Below are 17,807 nucleotides of genomic sequence, written 5' to 3'. Positions count from 1 at the left end.
AGGTTTGAGTTTGGTATGGCAGTTTGATCGCAATCAACCAAACGAAGGCACTACCCGGTTACCATCTCTCCACAAAACGAGCGAGAAACACAACCTCACTACTACGAAACCACGTTTCCGGAGCTTTTGGACAGGGTCAATGCCTGGTTGTTGGATGATGCGGCATAATCAATGGGCCAGTGCCCGTTCCACAGCTTCAGGCTCATATTCAATAACCTTGAGCAGAATTCTCGCAGCTCTTTCAGGACGGCGGCGACCTTGTTCCCAGTCACGCAAGGCGCTGACAGCAAATCCAAAATGTTTGGCAAATGCCAGTTGGGTCAATCCCAATCGCTCGCGGATTCCCCGTACATCAACGTCATCAGGAACCTGGATGATCGTTTCCCTGGCTGACATTTGATCTCCTTTGGAATAAGCCAGGGCCTCGTCCATCCCCTGTTTGATACTAACAAAAACATCGTCGTTCATGACTTGCTCCGAGTCCTCTTGATAGCCTCAACGAAGCCTCGCAATTCATTTCGTTGAGCTTGTGTGAGGTCTGTTTTGGTGTTTTTGGCAAATAGGGTCAAAAGAAGAATAGGATAGCGCACGTCCTGATAATAGTAGATGACCCGGGCACCACCCCTTTTTCCTTGGTCACGAACGGCCCATCGCAGCTTGCGAATACCTCCGGTTCCCAGGATCAAATTCCCTTCTTCGGGGTTGAAGGCCAGGAAAATTTTCAACTCGTTCAGTTGGTTTTCATTCAAAAGGACTGCTGCGCGTTTTTGAAATTCAGGCAATTCAACAAGGGTGACAGGTTCGTTGTTCATTCGGTCAGACTAAGGCAATGCCGTAGATATTTCAACTCCAAAATTGGCCGATACTGAAGCGCAACCATGACCGCCGCCCACGACGTATACCAGCTTTTCTCCGCCGGTATAGCGGCGCTCACCCCACTCATGGCATAGGCATGTTGGAACGCCTCATGCTCGGTCATGCGTTGGTCCGCAATCAGCCCTGCACCGTGAAAGTCGTGGGCCATCTCCAGAACGGCGTCCATGATGCCGTGATAAGGCAACCCTTGTGGACGGCCAGTTTGCCCACCGCCCCCAGGCAGATCTGCTGGGTGTTGGCAGCCAGTCCGGCCAGGTTCATCTCGTCGATTATTCGTTGGCGTAAAGCTTTCATTCGGAACTCCTCCTCAAGCAACGGGTTGGCTGGCACAACGCCAGCTGGATAGAAGAGGATGATACCTCAGATCAGGCGAAGGCGCCGGTGATGACGGGGCTCCCCGTAGCTGCGGCAAAGCTGCTCAGTACAACGCCTCATGCGAGGACCTCGACCCGGTTACGGCCATTGTGTTTGGCACTGTAGAGCGCCTGATCGGCGCGCGCCAGCAACGTCGTCGCGTTATCACCGACCTGGCACTGGCTGACGCCAAAGCTGGCGGTTACACGCTCGACGACGTTGAATCGATGTCGCTCCAGAAGGCCGCGCATTTTTTCCGCAATGTCCTTTCCACCTTCAAGTAAGGCCTCGGAACAAATGAGCAAAAATTCTTCTCCACCCCAGCGACCGAAGAAATCAGTATCTCGTACATGCGTCTTGACCAGACCGGCAAGCGTACACAAAACGTCATCGCCCACGGTATGGCCATGCGTATCGTTGATGCTCTTGAATTTATCCACGTCGAACAGCACCACAGAGAATGGAGTGGCATATCGTTGAAAAAGACTCAGACGCTCGCTCAACACCGCGTCGAGTTTATAGCGATTATTGATGCCCGTCAGCCTGTCCGTCATGTAGAGTCGCTCAAGTTGGGCGTTCTTGACATCAAGTTCAGCGGCATATTGGGCAATCTGGCGATACGATTCATCCCGTTCATAGGCCACGGCATTGGCAAAATGGGTCATCGCCTGAAATATTTGCCGCGGTGATATTTCCAGGTCTGACTGAATCCTCTGTTCCTGCTCCATGAATCGATGCTGTCGTTCGTAGGGGTTTTCGCTCAATCCCACGAACGTCATGGTATTGTTCAGAATCTCATGCTGGCCGACCATCGCGGTAAAAAATTCTCCATATGTGAAGAATCCCGCCGTGGGAGCAAGCCTGGCAAGGGGAAGAAGTTCCTTGTCAATCTCCTTTTGCAGTATCTTTTTGCGTCCACCACAGCTATATGCCCAAATAGCCTCGATATGATGTGTCAGCGCATGTTCCAGGTAGGTGTTATCGAGCAGCATGTCAACATCGGCGCAACCGAAGACGACCTGTTCACCCACCCCCATCCTGCCGGAAAACAGGCATGCGCCATTTTCGTCCACCTCCAGGAGAATATTGGAAACATGGATGTCGCCACGCTTGCGCATCAACGGAAATACGCTGCTGATGGAGATCAGGTTTGTTTCGACACCTTTACCGAAGTAATGACCATAAAGTTCCGCCACACTGAATCCGTTGATGGTCCGCACCAGATCCCCTTCAGCATCGGTGACGATCATCTCGCTTCCCATCGGTTCCCAATTGAATTTCATCACCGGTTTGACGTAGAAGGATCCCCCCGAGATGGCCACAACGACTACCCCGCGCTCGATAACCTTCTGTCCGAGAAAGACCCAGGTCTGTTGCAGACGATCATTGTCCCCGGCACACCCACCCGCAACGAATGCATCCGGCACCCGCTTTCCCAGGTAATGCAGCATCTCCGTCGGCACAAGATCAATCCCGGCACTCAACATGAGCAACAGTTTGACTTGATCGTTTAATATTCCGTCCAGAACGGGGGTAGGCGTTGCATTCGGACAGGCGATTGCCCGCACATGGCTGGAGTTGAACACGGATATGGAGATGACGATGCTCTCCGAATGGCTCACCCCTTCCAGAATCTCTCCGGTCGTGGTTGCGCCAACGATGACCGCGTCAGGCAAAAGTTGACCAAGGTGTCTCAACACCGCAACCAACGCACCGCAATCCAACACCCCGGAAAACACCTGAACAAGAACGTTCGCCTTTCTAGCAATATCGTGTTCCGTGACAAACTCGGCTAATTGGGTGGAGTTTCGGTACATCGTGCTGAACAGTTTCATTCTTGATCCTCCCATCCATCAACTGAAGTTTCACCAATTCCCATCATGTTGGATCCTGTGGCCAAGCTCAGCAGCGTCGAGGCGAACCATTTTCGTGCCGGATTGTGCGGCACTGGGCAAGCCTGGGCGAAATCCTCCGACAGCACGGTCTTGGCGATGGCTCGGAGGATATCGGAGAAGGCAAATCTGCCGCGTCCTGTGACCGCATGGCGGCATTGGGGTTCCCCACCCCGGCATATGCTTCCGTGAACCGTCTCAGGTCCAACTGCTCCGGAATCTCCACCACAAACCGGGCCAAATGGTTTTCCGGGAGCAACTCCTGCACAGATGGCGGAAACAGCATCGGCGTCTTCCGGTCAACCTCGATGAACCTCTTGCTCATAACGGCCTTATCAGGATAAATAATGTTTAATATCAATAATATTATACCATATTGGCCGTCAGAAGACCAGGGGTGGCGGATTGAAAATCCGACAGGCTGCTAGTGGCTCAACCGTGTTGATTTGATGTGCAGGCAAGCCATGAAACGGGGTCCAGCAACTGTCTTGACTGTCAAGCAGTTTCTGCCAGGGGGGGTGTCCATGTTTTCATGTTTTTTATCATGACGTTGAGAATGGTTAGGAGCTTCCGCATGCAGGCCGTGAGTGCTACCTTCTTGGGTTTTCCTGCATCGACCAGGCGTTGATAAAAGTGGCGTATGTTCCAGCCGGAAGCGGGCCACCTGGTCGGTGCTGCCGCCCAGACGGTGGGCCTCGTCCACGATGATCAGATCCCAGCCAGCGGCCACCAGACCGTCGAAGCGGTCCCGGTTGTGGGCGGCGAGTTGCTGCCGGGACCAGCCCCGGCGTTTTTCGAGGGGCTTGACCGAATCCAGGGAGCAGATCACCTGGGAATGGGTTCGCCAGGGATTCTCCTCCCCGGCAATGCGCCGGTAGCCCTCGAAATCCCCGGGCAGGAGCAGCCGGAACTCCTCGTTGAAATGGGTCTTCATTTCCGCCACCCACTGGGTGACCAACCCCTTGGGGGCCATGACCAGCACCCGCCGCACCAAGCCCCGCAGCTTCAGCTCCCGCAGAATCAACCCGGCCTCGATGGTCTTTCCAAGCTCCACCTCGTCGGCCAGCAGATAACGCACCCGGTCGCCGGACAGGGCGCGGGAAAGGGCGTGAAGCTGATGGGGCAAGGGAATGACCGAGGCTTCGATGGGAGCCAGCAGCAGGTCGTGGGTCAGGGTGTCCGCGATCCGGGCGGCGGTGGCGAGGTAGGTAAGGTGATCTTTGGACGACACCGGAGTTTCATCAAGCGGTTTGAGTCTGGTGGCCGGGACGCGGAGGATAGCCTCCTGATTGGGGAGCCAGATGCGACAAAATAATTCGCCCCACAGCCTCTGCTTGTCGATGATACGGCAGACTTGTCGGGAATCCATATGCCACCGCCAATCATCTTGCGGATGCGACGAGGCGTCTTGGCCATGGTCATCAGGCCTCGTCATGTCCGGAATCCGCCGAATTGGCCGCATGGATGGTCAGCAGCAGCTCTGTATCATCAATCAGGCGGTATTCCGGTTTGCATCCGGCCAGTTTTTCGCTTTCAGTCAAAATAATGGGAACACCTTCGCCCCGTTTATCCATGAGGTATTTTCGTTCTGCCGAATATTCTTTGGCATGCAATGGACAGCGGGCCAACACACTGGAAATCAATTCATTGCGGGCGGCTTGTCGCAAAGGAAGCGAGTCGATTGTCATGGTATTCGGGATCGTTCCTGGTGAGAACAATTCTATCCTGTCTGAGAACATATGCAGCCTGATTTTAGATCCATGAATGGAGTAGTCACGATGGGCGACGGCGTTCACCACAGCTTCAAAAACCGCCTGCATGGCATATTGAGGAATTTCTTGCCTCGCCGGATTTTTGATCGCGCGAACTTTCATATTTTTCTCGACAAACTTGCAAGCATCATGAATCTGGACATCCAATGGACCAACGATATCCTTGGCATCCAGTTGATAGGCCCCATTCCTCTCCGTTCCACGATAACTTACAGCCTGAATAAAGGCGTTAGGAAGATATTTTTCTGGATTTTCACTGGCCAACAGGATCCCGGCAACAGTGGGACGAATCTCACCGTCTTCATCTGTTGTAAGTAGTTTGAGTTTAAGAAGAAAATCTTGATCGTCTTCAGGAGATAGAGTTGTTTTTAATTTCTTCCAGAGCACTTGATCCAAACACTCTTTCCTGGCCACAGCAACAGCCTGTTCGTCAAATCGGATGATCCTTGTTTGACTTCTTTGTTGGAAAAGTCGTGACAGCACTTCAGGAGTCATTTGTCGTTTTGAATCACCCATTCTATGAAAATAACCACCGGGGCTTTGATGGATATAAAGACTTCTTGGAATATCGATTCTCACAATAATGCGTTCACCTCCACCTTCCACCCGGGTTGAAATTTTCCTCATTCGATAATACAAAGCTGGCTTAATCAGATCGTTGCAGATCCCTCCTATCCATTGATCAACCGCATCCAGTTTTTCCAATGGTATGCCTACAATGGAGCGGGATTTGTCATCCACTCCCAGCACAAAGACGCCGTGGGTCGTGTTTGCCATGGCGGCGAGTTCATCTGCCATACTCTCCCGGTGCGGTGCGGTAACCTGTTGACCACGGTATTCCAGATTTTTCAATTCCAGCGTGGTATCCTCACCCAGACGGACTTGATTCAATAATTCATCCGTGGTGTCATACATGGCTAGGCTCCAGCGCCAAACGATCATAACGTTTTTTAAATGCTTCCCGTCCTCCCTCCATAATATCACAAATGGCATTCCTAATACTTTGTTCTTCCAGTCCTCCTTGCTGATCCACCTTTACCAAGCCTTTGAAGGCCATGACATGTACCAATTCCGCATCGGCATTGACCACTATGTTCGGATTATGGGTGACAATGATGAGTTGGCGTCGAAGTTTATTTTTATGAATTTGTCTGACAATCAGGTCATAAACAAGCGCGTTATCAAGATCATCTTCGGGTTGATCAATGATCATCGGTTCAGTGCCGTAGCTAAGGAGAAATGCCAGGATGGCCGCCGCCTTTTGTCCAGCGGACCCTTTTTCAAGAGGCTCGAATTTATTCTTTTCACCAGGATCCCTGTTATATTTAACAATCAAGAAATCTTCCGGCCACCAGAGATCAAGTTGGTCAAAATTGGCTGGTTTGTTTTCAAGTAAATCCTTTAAACGCTTATTAAAATTAGCATGGCCTTCAGAAATTTTACCTTCAGCAATCTGCCTGGTATTGGTTTTGATTTTGGCAATGCGGTCAGTTAATTGAGATTCCTGAGAACAGTCAATTTCCCACTGAACAAGCTGATACAGCATGCTTTGTTTTTTATTGTCGTTATATATCCAGTCGGCAAAGATCCCTCCCGCCAGCCCCAGAATGTTTCGGTACTCTTCTTCCACAGAAGAGACATCACCAAACGGCACCAATTCCATGCGCACGTATTCATTAGACCCAATGACTTGGGCAAGGAATTTTTTCCGTTTTTCCAATAGCTCCTGACGCAATTCTAGAAATTTATTTTGCAAAGCCGTAATCTCTTGTTGCACATCGTTCATTTCATTGCGCAAGGCATCCATCTTGAGCAACTCCTGATTAAGCGAGCCTCTTAGGTCTACCCATTTGCCATAATCGGCCATGGTTGTTGCATGCCCCTTGTCAGCATACTCATAGACAAGCCCTTGATAGGCCTTCTCGCTAACTTGAACAGACTGAAACCACTGGCTTGCCAATGTTTTCTGATGCCGTTGTTGTTTTAAAATATCCACCTTTTCCGCCAGTTCTTTGAGTTCCAAGGCAATTTGTTGCACCCCATTGACCGCTTCATCATGGATGGCTTGAAGTTCTTGGGTGGTTTGATCCTGAAGATCGAACAGATGGAACGGAAAATCCGACAATGCAGCCTTATCGGCCAATTTCCGTATCTCTTGAGAGAGTTGAATAAAAAGAGCGTCACTAGGCATGGTGTTTTTTTGCTGGCTGAGCTTTTGATACAGTTTCAGAATTTCCCCATGCCCCTTTTCTTCATAGTCCCGGATGTCGTTTTCGATATCCTTGAGTTTGGTGCGCAACTCTGATTCCTTGGCCAATTGACGGTGCAATTCCCTTTGCCGTACCCGCAATTCAAGAAAACGGCTTTCGGTGCTTTTCCAGCGTGACGTCCACTCTACTCGATTGATTTCGTCTGAATGATCCATAATATCAAGAAGACCTCTGGGATTTGAAGCCAACGCATAGATCTGTTTTTGACTGTAAATTCTCAAGGGGAATCGTTCCTTGATATTCCCTTCATCGACACCCTGCCATACATCATTGAGCCATTCTTCGACCACAAGCCCTTGACCGGATTGCTGCCAGCGCAAACGGTACGTCTTGCTACGACGCTGGATTTCCAACAAAAGCTCCGTACTGGAAAGCATGACACCTTCTTTATTCTGAGCAAGTTTCTTGAATTTTTCCAGATCCTCACGCAACTTGTCTTTCAACTCATCATCGCGTCTGGACACAATGCGGATGGACTCAATGATGGTTGATTTTCCTGACCCGCGACCACCTATGAAGGCATTGAAATGGGGATGGAGTTGGACCACGCATGGCTTTCCGGGAATTCTCCCGCAATGATGCATATTTATTATGGATAATTGTTTCAAATAAATATCCGGGAGGGTATTTGGATCTTCGTTTTGATTTTTGACACAGTATTGATGATCCTGCAAAGCCAACCGCATCCCTTCAATGGTGGGACGACTCATTTTCAACCATGTGAAATACCTGCCAATCTCGTCAATGTTGTGGGCATCAGACCCACCCACTTTCGCCAAGCTATCTACTACTGATCTTAAGTCTGAATGCGCTTGGTCAAAAACATTCGGATCACAAAATTCTGCAGCATAAATTTGCGTCAGGCTTTTACGCAGTTCGACTGGCATGGTGTCATGATTATGCAACAACCCTTTTTCAATATCGATATGGGCTGGAATAGGTATACCATTGGCGGCTTTGATTTTTCCTACCGTGTCAACAAATCCAGTAGATGTTGATGTTGTCTCATCATTGCCAAAATCGCTGGTAATACCGCACGATCCGAGTACAGCTGTAATTTTTTGACTATCACAGGATGGATCAAATACGGCCAACAGATGAACCCGACTGGAACTATCCGCAACATTGATTTCCACACCAGGAAAAATGATCAAGGGTCGCGTGCCGTCCTGTTGATTCATGGTATTATTGACCGATTTTAGCCGGTCGATCCATCCCCCTGAGTTGTGATCCGTGACCACAATCCCATCCAATCCCGCATCTCTGGCACGTTGCAACCACACTTCTGGAGTTATCGTTGTATCTTTATAATCATTGTTGGAAGCAGGTGTGTGCGTATGAAAGTCGATTTTCCACCAACGACTTCCAGGGAACGCTTTGATTTCAGTCATGATTGTTCTCCTCCACCCGGTTCACCGCCTGGTCGTACCACATGATCAGCTTGGGATCTTCCTCCAGCACCGCCTCCGGGATTTTCTTCGCCACCTCCACGATGGCGCCGAACTGCTTTTCGCCCCAGGCTTTCTTGAAACCGGCGCGTACCGCCTCGAAGCGGAAGAGTTTCAGCTTGCGCACCGTGGGGTCGCGGTAGGTCTCGAACTCCCGAAGCAGGGCGCGTTCCCGCACCTTTTCCAGATCGGCGGCCTTGTTGGGGTCGGGAACGTACCAGCGCTCGCGGGCTTTGGCCTGCAAGGTCGGGTCGTTCTTCTCCAGGTTGCGCAGCTCCTTGAAATTGGTGGAGAGGTAGCTGTGCAGCTGGGCAGGAACCTCCCCCTGACCTTCGTAGCACAGAAAATTCTGCTCCAACAGGTCCGCCAGCTCGATGGGCTTTTCGTGGCTGCGCCAACTGCCGCCCTTCTGGACCTCCTGGATGAACTCCGGGTAGAGCTCCTGATAGGTCCGGGGCTTTTCGCCCAGGGCGCGTTTGAGCCATTGAATGGCGGATGCCTCGTCCGTGATGAACATGGTGAGCTGCCGCACCTTCTTCACGGTCAGACGGCGGCGGTCGTATTCCAGGGACTGTTCCGCAAGAAAATACATCTGGTCCCGTTCATCGAACCGCTGGCTCAACCCCTGGTGGAATTCCGCCGCCGACATGGGCATCAAGACCCCGCGCTGCACATGAAAAGCCACCATGCGGTCACCCGCTGCGCCCCCCAGCGGGGTGGTTCCAGGCCTTCGTTTTTCCAAAGGGCCTCCAGTTGCTGGCGATAGGTTGCCGGGGCGCTGCCGCACCACTGGGCCGCCACCCCGGTCATGCCGGAGCCGCAAAACCCGTCCAGCACCACCTCCCCCGGTTCGGTGTAATGGAGAATCGACGGCACGATGGCCAGATGCGGCACCTTGGTGTGATAGGAATGGGCCTTGTAGAGGGGATCGGTCTTGCCCTCGCTCACATCCACGGCAAAGGGTTTGCGACTGTAACCCACTGCCGGATCGTAGGGCCTTCCGTGGCACCGAAGAAACTCCTCCAGGAACGGATTGGGGCAGGCGGTGTAGTAAGGGGGATCGGACAGGGCCAGGATATCCGCGTCGGAACCACGAGGAAAACCCTCGATTTTGCGGAACTCCGGGTTGGCCAGCTTCTCCCGCAGCTTCTCCAGAAAAAAGGCGCGCCGGGCTGCGTCGTTCTCGAAGGTCAGGCCGAGGCACTCGACAGGTCCGGTCGCTTGCCGATCGTCCAGGGGTTCGTTCTCGAACAGATCACCCATCTTGTCTTGCATCAGCTTCTCCGGGAATTCGCTTCAATGCGTTGGTTTCTATAGATCATGGAGCACCTTCGCCTCCCCTTCAATACACGCCTACAGCTTGCCCATGGGGGTGAAGACGTCCTTGGTGAAGAAATCGCAAGCCACGACGGATTCCAGGTGAGCCTTGAGGAAGGTCAGCCAGGGCAGGGGCGGTTTCTTCTTCTCCTTTTCGGGGGTGGGGTGGAGGTCGGCTTCCCGCAGAATTCGCTTGACTGTGGTGGCACCGGCATACAGCCCCAGCTTCTTGAGTTCCCCGGCGATACGCCGGTAGCCCCTGAAGATGTTCTCCTTGGCCATGAGGATCTCGGCGTTGTGCCGAGGGCTGAAGAAGTGGGCCATCATGGTCCACAGGAGGAACACGAACGAACTCGTCATCGCCGAAACCGCCTTTGCACCGTTTTGAAAAAATGGCCGGAAGCCATGCAGAGGGCGGCATCCTACATTTCGGTACGCCTCTCAGAAAGGGGGCGCGGGAGGGGTTCCGTTGTGCCACCGATTTAGGGGCTTCGGTTAGCCTCTCTTCCCCCCGGCGAGGTCGGGGTGAAATCGCCTGGGATAGCTCCCCACCCAGTTCCAGCCCGAAACGGTCGCGGCCCTGATTCCGATCCGCTTCCAGGGAGTGGATCAGAGAATTCCCACCCTCTTTCCAGATTCTCTTTCTTCCCCAATCAGTTGCCCCATCTTGCGGTCTCGCTCGCTTGTTCGAGAATCGGGTAAACCTTCTCTGTTGAACCACACAGAAATTTCAAAGAATTCACGATCCGGGGATGGTTCGCTCCACCCGTTTCCCGGGCCTGGCGCTGGGCTTTCTCGGCAGCGCGTTTCTTGGTGGTCTCAGCCTGGCGGAAAGAGAAAATTCGCTTTGTGTACGCTCCACGAGACACAAGCAAGTTTGTGTACGATAAAACGCGATTTGCCGTACACAACCCGGCTTGCTGCTTCCAGACCGTACACAAACGGGCGGTCATCCGAACACCTCCCGCCCCTCGGCGATGTTGATCAATTGCGGGAAGGCGTAAGCGGCGGAGCGCCTCCCGGAGCCCTCGCGGGTCACCTGGACCAATTTCTGCTCCGCCAGGGTCCGCAACATGGCGTTGGCGGTGCCCCGGTTGTTGATGCCGCTCAATTCGATAAAGGATCCTGTGTCCAGAATGGGACGGCTGAAGAAGGCGTCCAGGGCCGCCACGGCGAACTGGGAGTGGGTCACGTCCCGGAAGCACTCCTTCATCTCTTCATACAGGGTGTGAATCCGCTTGGACTTGGCGATGTTGGATTCCGCCTGCTTGTGAATCGCTATGAGGAAAAACTCCACCCACCCCTGCCAGTCGCCCGCGTCGGTGATGGCCAGCAGGCGGTCGCGGTATTCCCGGTCGGAGGCCTCCAAGTATTCCGAGAGATAGAACATGGGGCGCTGCAAGGCTCTCTTTTGATAAAGGAGGAGGGGAATCAACATGCGCCCCAGTCGTCCGTTGCCGTCGTTGAAGGGGTGGATGATTTCAAACTGGGCGTGGACGATGGCCAGTTGCGTCAAGGGGTCAGCTTCGTCGCTGGCGATGTAGGTTTCCAGATTCTCCAGGGCGTCCCGCAGCACCATGGGATTGGGCGGCACGAAGCGGGCCTCCTCGATTTTGCACCCCTTGGGGCCGATCCAGTTCTGATCGGCGCGGAAGGCCCCCGGGGTCTTGTCGCCGCCGCGCACACCCTCCATGAGCATGGCGTGCAACGCACGGATCAGAGAGAGGGTCACGGGGCGATTCTTGAGCGCCTTCTCGGCGGTGAGCAGCGCCCGCCGGTAGTTGACGATCTCCTTGATGTCGCCGCGTTTCTCTTCGCTGAATTGTTCCCCGGCCTCGTGCTCCAGCACCTCGGTCATGGACACCACCGTGCCCTCGATGCGGGAGGAGAGAATCGCCTCCTGGTTGGTGATGGGCGACAGCAGCACTTCGGCGTTGACCATGCCGTCCAACGTGCCGTCATAGCGCCCCAGGGCCAAGGTGGCCTGACTGGTAAGGGGAACCAGCCGCCGCCAGTCCAGATCGACGATGGGCAGGGTATCGGGAATGTAGGGGTGACGGCTCATACGGCGATCTCCCCGTTCATCAGGCGGGGGAGGAGGAGGTCGCGGGCTTTTGCAAGTTGCAGGTTCTGTTGCTCTAACGTGGTATTTAATCGGAAGTTTTTCTCGACAACATCATGAAACAATAAGAGAAGTCGTTCATGCGATTTCAGAATATCAGCCCGTTCAAAATCATTGGGCCTGACCGCTGGATATCCTGCTCCTGTAGCATGGTTTACCAAGTGGCCAACGAATTGGTCGGTGGTAACAAGTTGATAGGAGAGGATGTCCCCTATTCGTCGTTGAGTGCCTATCGGAGGGCAGGGAATCAACAAATTCTCCGCATCCCCAACCTTGATATGGTGAACCGTTGCCCCGAATCCCATTCCCCGTAAACGGCCTTGCACTTCGTGGCTTTGGAGAACATAGGCGAGGAAGTTCCAATCCAACTTTAATGGATGATGTCGATAGTGGAAGAGTCGTTGGCCAAGAAAAACAGTTGGATCATTTGAGGTGAACCGACCCGCTTCACCAACCGGAGCCTCTCGGGTCAAAATCACATCACCGAATTGCGGTGTGGATCGACGGGACCATTTTTCGAATGTTTCTTCAGTGACATAGTTCACATCATTCAGGTAGACAAACCCACTTTTGATGTTTGTGGTACGGATCATTTTAAATGGGGTTTCATAGTCAACCGTCGGGGCTGTCTTGTTCACACAGTCAACGGCAAGACTACAAAGTTCTGAAACTGGTTTGTGTGGCCACCTCATATCCCCAGCCCCTCAAAATTGCTGGCGATGCCTTCGCTCTCATCCAGCGTTTGCGCCACGATGTAGCCGCGTGCAATTTCTCGTCGGAACCCTTCCGGGATGCGTGCCCAGTCCACCACCTCCACCCGGATGGGCAGGCTGCTTTCCATGAAGGCCGTCCTGGCGGCGGCGATGCCTGGCTGTTCCTGGTTCGGATCGGCGGGATTGCGGGCTACCAGGTCGAGATCACTGGCCGTATGCCCCCCGCCGGTTACCCGGCTGCCATAGGCCCACACCTCGGCCTGAGGCAGGGTCTGGCGCAAAATCCGACGTACCGTTTCCAGGTAGCGGGGAGAAAGGCGCAGGGCGGACGGATCAAGTGCGGCCATGGCCCAGCCTCTCCCGCAGCGTTGCCTCCAGACGCTTGCCATCAGCGATGAAGTCCGGTAGCAACTTCAGGGTTGCGTGGGCGAACCCCTCGCCGTATTCGTGGGCGGTGTCGTTGCGGTGGTCCCGATAGGCGAACCACCGCTCCACCTCCTCCAGGGTCATCAGGCCGTGGGTGGCCGCCAAGCGTAGGATCTCTTTGACCGGCAGGGCATCCAGTTTGCGTGCGCCATACCCGAACTCCAGCAACGTCTTGCGCAACAGCTTGAAAGCCGTCTCCTGGGAGAGTTCATACCCCTTGACGATAGCGTTACGGAATACCTCCCGGTCCATGCTGTCCGGCGCGGCCTTGTGGTACCGCACCACAGCGGCATCCAAGGTTTCCAGGCAACGCAACAGATGATTGGTGTTCAGGTCCATTCTGGAGATTCCCCTTCGTCACGAGGGCGCCCCATCGTATCCAAAAATCCTTAAAGTTTGTTGCGATTATCAAAGAATTTGTCTCAACTCGCAACCTATATGAGCGCTTCAAAGTTTTGTGCGATGCGGTCGGCCAGTTTTGCAGCCTCCAGGTTGAGATCCAGCAGCTCCTGCGGCTTCTGCCGTTGTCTTCTCCGGGGATCGGAAGGTTCAGTTCGCCTCGTCGCCAAAAATTTCCTGTAACGAACGCCCATCAATCGCCCGGTCTATCCACCCATCCAGGGTATCGAGATTGGCAGCGTGAACCCTCGGCTCAACCCAGGCGGGCAGGTCGGAAAGACGACGACGCAGGATTCGAAGCAGGACATTGGATTTTTCATCCTGGCGGCCTTCCTGGCGGCCTCTTTGTTCAGCATGGAGGGCCACCCCACGCTGGTCCTGGATGAATATCTCCCTCCTCTCCTGATCATCCAACTCCTCTGGGGTAAGACCAGCCTTGTTGGCGATTTCAAAGGCCTTCTTGATCGCTGGCTCATCTGCCAATATTTTTGGCACTACCTGCAAGTCACCGGCATGCTTCAAAAAGTAAAACCATTTGTCCACGATGCTCCCAATCTGGTCCTCATCCTTGATAAACTTTGGCAGTTCGGCAAAGACCAGTTCCAGGTCGTCCAACGAGATATCCGGATTGTCGGAGGCCCGCAGCATGAAGCGGTTGACGATGTCGGGAAGCTCCTCAAACATCACGAAATCCGTGATGGTTATGGCAACCACGTTGGTCAATAAACGATAATCCTCGCCTCTCTGGATCTGGCCAGCATAGGCCTTGCAGGCATTGTAGAGGACTCTTTTTTCAAACCCGGCGACGTTGAGAACCTGCATTTCGATGACATATTCCCAGCCTTTTTGGTCCTTGACCCGGACATCCAGATAGGTTTCCTTCATGCCCTTGATCTTGGGCGCCAGATAAGGATCCAGGATGGTCACTTCAGTGATCTGATTGGGTGGGCGCAGGGAGAGGGTGGCATTCAGAAAGCTGATTAAAACATCGCGGCTCTCTTCGGAGCCGAAGATTTTTTTGAAAGCAAAGTCAGTCTTTGGGTTCAGGAAGTGCATGTATTGGCGCCTGGAATGAGCTTGCAACCCCACCATTGTGCCGAGTGTATCAGGACCATTCGGACAAGTCAGCCATTGCAGTGGGGCATTTGATGGGGTACTCCAGGAATTCAGCCCATTCGTGCAGCGTCTTCTGCCATGTGACCAGCCAACGAAGTGATCAATGGAAGCCAGATGGTTCTCATCAAACTGGAGCAAACCGTGGTCAGTCGGCTTCATGGAGTGAACCTGCAATCCGTTGCAACTTTGTCTCCATCAAATGAGCGCGAAGACACTCTTCAGGCCCTTCGCTATGCCGCATGACGGACCGAAAAGCGCGAAGTGGTGCTGGTTACGGAAAGGTCAGTTCGCCTCGTCGCCAAAAATTTCCTGTAACGAACGCCCATCAATCGCCCGGTCTATCCACCCATCCAGGGTATCGAGATTGGCAGCGTGAACCCTCGGCTCAACCCAGGCGGGCAGGTCGGAAAGACGACGACGCAGGATTCGAAGCAGGACACTGGATTTTTCATCCTGGCGGCCTTCCTGGCGGCCTCTTTGTTCAGCATGGAGAGCCACCCCACGCTGGTCCTGGATGAATATCTCCCTCCTCTCCTGATCATCCAACTCCTCTGGGGTAAGACCAGCCTTGTTGGCGATTTCAAAGGCCTTCTTGATCGCTGGCTCATCTGCCAATATTTTTGGCACTACCTGCAAGTCACCGGCATGCTTCAAAAAGTAAAACCATTTGTCCACGATGCTCCCAATCTGGTCCTCATCCTTGATAAACTTTGGCAGTTCGGCAAAGACCAGTTCCAGGTCGTCCAACGAGATATCCGGATTGTCGGAGGCCCGCAGCATGAAGCGGTTGACGATGTCGGGAAGCTCCTCAAACATCACGAAATCCGTGATGGTTATGGCAACCACGTTGGTCAATAAACGATAATCCTCGCCTCTCTGGATCTGGCCAGCATAGGCCTTGCAGGCATTGTAGAGGACTCTTTTTTCAAACCCGGCGACGTTGAGAACCTGCATTTCGATGACATATTCCCAGCCTTTTTGGTCCTTGACCCGGACATCCAGATAGGTTTCCTTCATGCCCTTGATCTTGGGCGCCAGATAAGGATCCAGGATGGTCACTTCAGTGATCTGATTGGGTGGGCGCAGGGAGAGGGTGGCATTCAGAAAGCTGATTAAAACATCGCGGCTCTCTTCGGAGCCGAAGATTTTTTTGAAAGCAAAGTCAGTCTTTGGGTTCAGGAAGTGCATGTATTGGCGCCTGGAATGAGCTTGCAACCCCACCATTGTGCCGAGTGTATCAGGACCATTCGGACAAGTCAGCAATTTCTGCTCCATCAAATCAATCATTGGGTTTCCAGGTGCAGGGGGCTCTGAACGATTACGGCGGAGTTGACGGAAAAAATTGACACGCCAAAAAATTGTACATACCATTTGATGCGTGAAGATCACCTTCGACCCGGACAAGAACCTGAAAAACATCCAAGAACGTGGACTTTCGTTTGAGGATGCAATCTGTTTTGACTTCGATACGGCGTTCTTCTAAGGCCGATACCCGATGCGACTGCGGAGAAACCCGGCATGTTGCCATCGGGTATTTTGGGCGTCGGCTGCATGTGCTGTGCTTCGTTGAAACCATGGACGGCATTCGGGTGATCAGTTTCCGCAAGGCCAACGCACGGGAGGCAAAACGACATGGGAAACCGAAAACCATTGACGAATGAAGAAGGTGAGGTCCGTGAATTGGTGGCAGAGGATTTCCGACATTTCAAACCGGTCGATTTATTGCCGCCAGCACTCGCGCAAAAGCTGGGTGTGCGTGGCCCGCAAAAATCTCTCACCAAAGAGCGCATTACCATCCGGCTCTCACGCGAGGTTTTAGAAACATTCCGGGCAACAGGAAGCGGTTGGCAAGCGCGCATGGATGAAGTGCTGAAAAATTGGGTGTCCACCCATTCCCTCTGATGCGGTCCGCTTTCCGGTCGACACCCCTTCAAGAACAGCCTGGATATGAAAGCCTTTGTCAGGGCTTCGCCCTGGACCCCACCAGGACGCTGTCCTGAGAGATACTGAATCGTTGCAGTGGATCCGGGACGCCGATCATGGTTCGGAAATGCCAGGGGATAAAATATGGAATATTTAGATCGAATCACTCAACAGCCCGACATAATGGGCGGCAAGCCGTGCATTCGGGGCTTGCGTGTTACAGTTGGCATGATTGTGGGGCAGATTGGCGCCGGGTATGGCATGGACGAACTTCTTGCCGATTATCCTTACCTTGAGCGCGAAGACATTGATGGCCGGAGCATCGCTGCCTACCCCGACCAATCATCACGTCGTCCATGTCGGACATGCAGGACATAAACCGTCGTCTCTTCCACCGTGAAGAAAATGCGCCATGGGGTTCCACGACCAAAGAGACGTTGCCGGATCTCTGCGTTCAATACCTCGTTTTCGGGAGCGAGGGGATGGGATTCGGGGATGGAGCCCAAGTCGAGAATGGCTTCTTTGATGCCTTGCAACCAACGGGCGGCATATTGTGGATTTTCCGCCTTGAACCACCCATGGGCTCCGCGGAGGTTGTCCGCTGCGTTGGGGGTGATGATCACGCGGTAACGCTTCATGACTCCTTGACGCCAAGAGACTCGAAAAAGAGAGTTGCTTCTGTGCCCTGTCCGGCGCGGGCCTGGAGCAATCCCTGCCGAATGGCCGTGACGGTGCGTGCATACTCAATCTGATCCTGTGCCTCTTGCCAGGCTTCGGCATCCATGATCACCAGCGCAGGCTTGCCGTTCACCGTCAACACGGCGGGGCGGCCCGTCTCCCGGAGATGGGCAACGAATTGCGCGGTATCCCGTTTGAATTCCGTCAAGGGCCTGATATCATCGACGATGTTCATGGGTATTCTCCTTGTGCGCACTTTTCACAATGCGAATATAGCGCTTTTTGATGCATTGAGCGAGTAAAAACTGAATGCCTGCGTTCGCCCGGTCCTTGCCGCCGTTCGGGACCGCATTCGGCCAGCATCTGGACGATGGCCATGGCACGCGCCAGGCTGAGGTTGATGGTGTCCACCTCTTCGAGCGTCGTAACTATTCACCACCACCCGGCCACGAATCGGGGTCCAGCAACTGTCTTGACTGTCAAGCAGTTTCTGCCAGGGGG

At 53.4% G+C, this 17,807-nt stretch carries 17 protein-coding genes and 5 pseudogenes; 3 read left to right on the top strand and 19 right to left on the bottom strand.

Annotated features, from left to right (window positions below; genetic code table 11):
* Positions 1 to 168 precede the first annotated feature (168 nt).
* The 17 genes and pseudogenes from HQL63_12810 to HQL63_12730 all read right to left on the bottom strand — a co-directional run bounded on the left by HQL63_12810 (position 169) and on the right by HQL63_12730 (position 15,893).
* Positions 169 to 468 carry a helix-turn-helix domain-containing protein gene (locus tag HQL63_12810; protein MBF0177706.1) on the bottom strand — a complete coding sequence of 100 codons (300 nt, stop codon included), beginning with the start codon at positions 466 to 468 and terminating at the stop codon, positions 169 to 171.
* Positions 465 to 812, bottom strand: a complete 348-nt coding sequence (locus HQL63_12805) for a type II toxin-antitoxin system RelE/ParE family toxin (GenBank protein ID MBF0177705.1) — start codon at positions 810 to 812, stop codon at positions 465 to 467. The genes HQL63_12810 and HQL63_12805 overlap by 4 nt, the downstream gene beginning before the upstream one ends.
* Positions 809 to 979 (bottom strand): hypothetical protein, encoded by a 171-nt coding sequence (locus HQL63_12800; GenBank protein ID MBF0177704.1) that lies wholly within the window; start codon positions 977 to 979, stop codon positions 809 to 811. Before HQL63_12800 ends, HQL63_12805 begins: the two co-directional genes overlap by 4 nt.
* Before the next feature lie 14 nt (positions 980 to 993).
* Positions 994 to 1,170, bottom strand: coding sequence for a hypothetical protein (locus tag HQL63_12795; protein MBF0177703.1), 177 nt, complete (start codon positions 1,168 to 1,170; stop codon positions 994 to 996).
* Between the two features lie 137 nt (positions 1,171 to 1,307).
* A complete protein-coding gene (locus HQL63_12790; GenBank protein ID MBF0177702.1) occupies positions 1,308 to 3,065 on the bottom strand; it encodes a diguanylate cyclase in 1,758 nt (585 codons plus the stop codon).
* 552 nt (positions 3,066 to 3,617) lie between these two features.
* Positions 3,618 to 3,764 (bottom strand): annotated as a pseudogene (locus tag HQL63_12785) (IS110 family transposase).
* Positions 3,765 to 3,768: 4 nt separating this feature from the next.
* Positions 3,769 to 4,491 (bottom strand): annotated as a pseudogene (locus tag HQL63_12780) (DEAD/DEAH box helicase family protein).
* A gap of 52 nt (positions 4,492 to 4,543) precedes the next feature.
* Positions 4,544 to 5,809, bottom strand: a complete 1,266-nt coding sequence (locus tag HQL63_12775; protein ID MBF0177701.1) for a putative DNA binding domain-containing protein — start codon at positions 5,807 to 5,809, stop codon at positions 4,544 to 4,546.
* Positions 5,802 to 8,555: a histidinol phosphatase gene (locus HQL63_12770; GenBank protein ID MBF0177700.1), complete on the bottom strand. Its 2,754-nt coding sequence runs from the start codon at positions 8,553 to 8,555 to the stop codon at positions 5,802 to 5,804. Before HQL63_12770 ends, HQL63_12775 begins: the two co-directional genes overlap by 8 nt.
* Positions 8,548 to 9,875: pseudogene (locus HQL63_12765) on the bottom strand (hypothetical protein). The gene HQL63_12770 and the pseudogene HQL63_12765 overlap by 8 nt, the downstream one beginning before the upstream one ends.
* A 90-nt stretch (positions 9,876 to 9,965) precedes the next feature.
* Positions 9,966 to 10,211 (bottom strand): annotated as a pseudogene (locus tag HQL63_12760) (integrase).
* Positions 10,212 to 10,878: 667 nt separating this feature from the next.
* Positions 10,879 to 11,994 carry a Fic family protein gene (locus tag HQL63_12755; protein ID MBF0177699.1) on the bottom strand — a complete coding sequence of 372 codons (1,116 nt, stop codon included), beginning with the start codon at positions 11,992 to 11,994 and terminating at the stop codon, positions 10,879 to 10,881.
* On the bottom strand, positions 11,991 to 12,689 hold the full coding sequence (locus HQL63_12750; protein MBF0177698.1) for a restriction endonuclease subunit S: 699 nt from the start codon (positions 12,687 to 12,689) through the stop codon (positions 11,991 to 11,993). The genes HQL63_12755 and HQL63_12750 overlap by 4 nt, the downstream gene beginning before the upstream one ends.
* A gap of 50 nt (positions 12,690 to 12,739) precedes the next feature.
* The gene (locus HQL63_12745; GenBank protein ID MBF0177697.1) at positions 12,740 to 13,111 is read right to left on the bottom strand and encodes a nucleotidyltransferase domain-containing protein; all 372 of its coding nucleotides are present in this window, start codon (positions 13,109 to 13,111) and stop codon (positions 12,740 to 12,742) included.
* Positions 13,098 to 13,529 (bottom strand): nucleotidyltransferase substrate binding protein, encoded by a 432-nt coding sequence (locus HQL63_12740; GenBank protein MBF0177696.1) that lies wholly within the window; start codon positions 13,527 to 13,529, stop codon positions 13,098 to 13,100. Before HQL63_12740 ends, HQL63_12745 begins: the two co-directional genes overlap by 14 nt.
* 210 nt (positions 13,530 to 13,739) lie before the next feature.
* Positions 13,740 to 14,645, bottom strand: a complete 906-nt coding sequence (locus HQL63_12735; protein MBF0177695.1) for an Rpn family recombination-promoting nuclease/putative transposase — start codon at positions 14,643 to 14,645, stop codon at positions 13,740 to 13,742.
* A gap of 342 nt (positions 14,646 to 14,987) precedes the next feature.
* On the bottom strand, positions 14,988 to 15,893 hold the full coding sequence (locus HQL63_12730) for an Rpn family recombination-promoting nuclease/putative transposase (protein MBF0177694.1): 906 nt from the start codon (positions 15,891 to 15,893) through the stop codon (positions 14,988 to 14,990).
* Positions 15,894 to 16,083: 190 nt separating this feature from the next.
* On the opposite strand from HQL63_12730, the pseudogene HQL63_12725 reads away from it, so the two are divergent.
* The 3 genes and pseudogenes from HQL63_12725 to HQL63_12715 all read left to right on the top strand — a co-directional run bounded on the left by HQL63_12725 (position 16,084) and on the right by HQL63_12715 (position 17,006).
* Positions 16,084 to 16,366, top strand: a pseudogene (locus HQL63_12725) (BrnT family toxin).
* Entirely contained in the window at positions 16,338 to 16,607 is a 270-nt protein-coding gene (locus HQL63_12720) for a BrnA antitoxin family protein (protein ID MBF0177693.1), read from the top strand. Before HQL63_12725 ends, HQL63_12720 begins: the two are co-directional and overlap by 29 nt.
* A gap of 165 nt (positions 16,608 to 16,772) precedes the next feature.
* Positions 16,773 to 17,006, top strand: a complete 234-nt coding sequence (locus tag HQL63_12715) for a DUF433 domain-containing protein (GenBank protein ID MBF0177692.1) — start codon at positions 16,773 to 16,775, stop codon at positions 17,004 to 17,006.
* Here the strand turns inward: HQL63_12715 and HQL63_12710 are convergent.
* Together HQL63_12710 and HQL63_12705 are read right to left on the bottom strand one after the other, a co-directional pair.
* Entirely contained in the window at positions 16,958 to 17,251 is a 294-nt protein-coding gene (locus tag HQL63_12710) for a type II toxin-antitoxin system RelE/ParE family toxin (protein MBF0177691.1), read from the bottom strand. The two genes, HQL63_12715 and HQL63_12710, sit on opposite strands and share 49 nt — an antisense overlap.
* Positions 17,252 to 17,262: 11 nt before the next feature.
* Positions 17,263 to 17,541: a type II toxin-antitoxin system Phd/YefM family antitoxin gene (locus HQL63_12705; protein ID MBF0177690.1), complete on the bottom strand. Its 279-nt coding sequence runs from the start codon at positions 17,539 to 17,541 to the stop codon at positions 17,263 to 17,265.
* Positions 17,542 to 17,807: the final 266 nt, after the last annotated feature.

This window comes from Magnetococcales bacterium (assembly GCA_015231175.1).
Lineage (GTDB): Bacteria > Pseudomonadota > Magnetococcia > Magnetococcales > DC0425bin3 > HA3dbin3.
Note: the sequence above shows the minus strand (reverse complement) of the source record. Positions and strands in the feature narration are given on the sequence as shown.

Excerpts from the sequence above, each read along its gene's own strand:
- HQL63_12810 (MBF0177706.1), bottom strand. The coding sequence starts at position 468 with ATGAACGACGATGTTTTTGTTAGTATCAAACAGGGGATGGACGAGGCC.
- HQL63_12805 (MBF0177705.1), bottom strand. The coding sequence starts at position 812 with ATGAACAACGAACCTGTCACCCTTGTTGAATTGCCTGAATTTCAAAAA.
- HQL63_12800 (MBF0177704.1), bottom strand. The coding sequence starts at position 979 with ATGACCGAGCATGAGGCGTTCCAACATGCCTATGCCATGAGTGGGGTG.
- HQL63_12795 (MBF0177703.1), bottom strand. The coding sequence starts at position 1,170 with ATGAAAGCTTTACGCCAACGAATAATCGACGAGATGAACCTGGCCGGA.
- HQL63_12790 (MBF0177702.1), bottom strand. The coding sequence starts at position 3,065 with ATGAAACTGTTCAGCACGATGTACCGAAACTCCACCCAATTAGCCGAG.
- HQL63_12775 (MBF0177701.1), bottom strand. The coding sequence starts at position 5,809 with ATGTATGACACCACGGATGAATTATTGAATCAAGTCCGTCTGGGTGAG.
- HQL63_12770 (MBF0177700.1), bottom strand. The coding sequence starts at position 8,555 with ATGACTGAAATCAAAGCGTTCCCTGGAAGTCGTTGGTGGAAAATCGAC.
- HQL63_12755 (MBF0177699.1), bottom strand. The coding sequence starts at position 11,994 with ATGAGCCGTCACCCCTACATTCCCGATACCCTGCCCATCGTCGATCTG.
- HQL63_12745 (MBF0177697.1), bottom strand. The coding sequence starts at position 13,111 with ATGGCCGCACTTGATCCGTCCGCCCTGCGCCTTTCTCCCCGCTACCTG.
- HQL63_12740 (MBF0177696.1), bottom strand. The coding sequence starts at position 13,529 with ATGGACCTGAACACCAATCATCTGTTGCGTTGCCTGGAAACCTTGGAT.
- HQL63_12735 (MBF0177695.1), bottom strand. The coding sequence starts at position 14,645 with ATGCACTTCCTGAACCCAAAGACTGACTTTGCTTTCAAAAAAATCTTC.
- HQL63_12730 (MBF0177694.1), bottom strand. The coding sequence starts at position 15,893 with ATGCACTTCCTGAACCCAAAGACTGACTTTGCTTTCAAAAAAATCTTC.
- HQL63_12720 (MBF0177693.1), top strand. The coding sequence starts at position 16,338 with ATGGGAAACCGAAAACCATTGACGAATGAAGAAGGTGAGGTCCGTGAA.
- HQL63_12715 (MBF0177692.1), top strand. The coding sequence starts at position 16,773 with ATGGAATATTTAGATCGAATCACTCAACAGCCCGACATAATGGGCGGC.
- HQL63_12705 (MBF0177690.1), bottom strand. The coding sequence starts at position 17,541 with ATGAACATCGTCGATGATATCAGGCCCTTGACGGAATTCAAACGGGAT.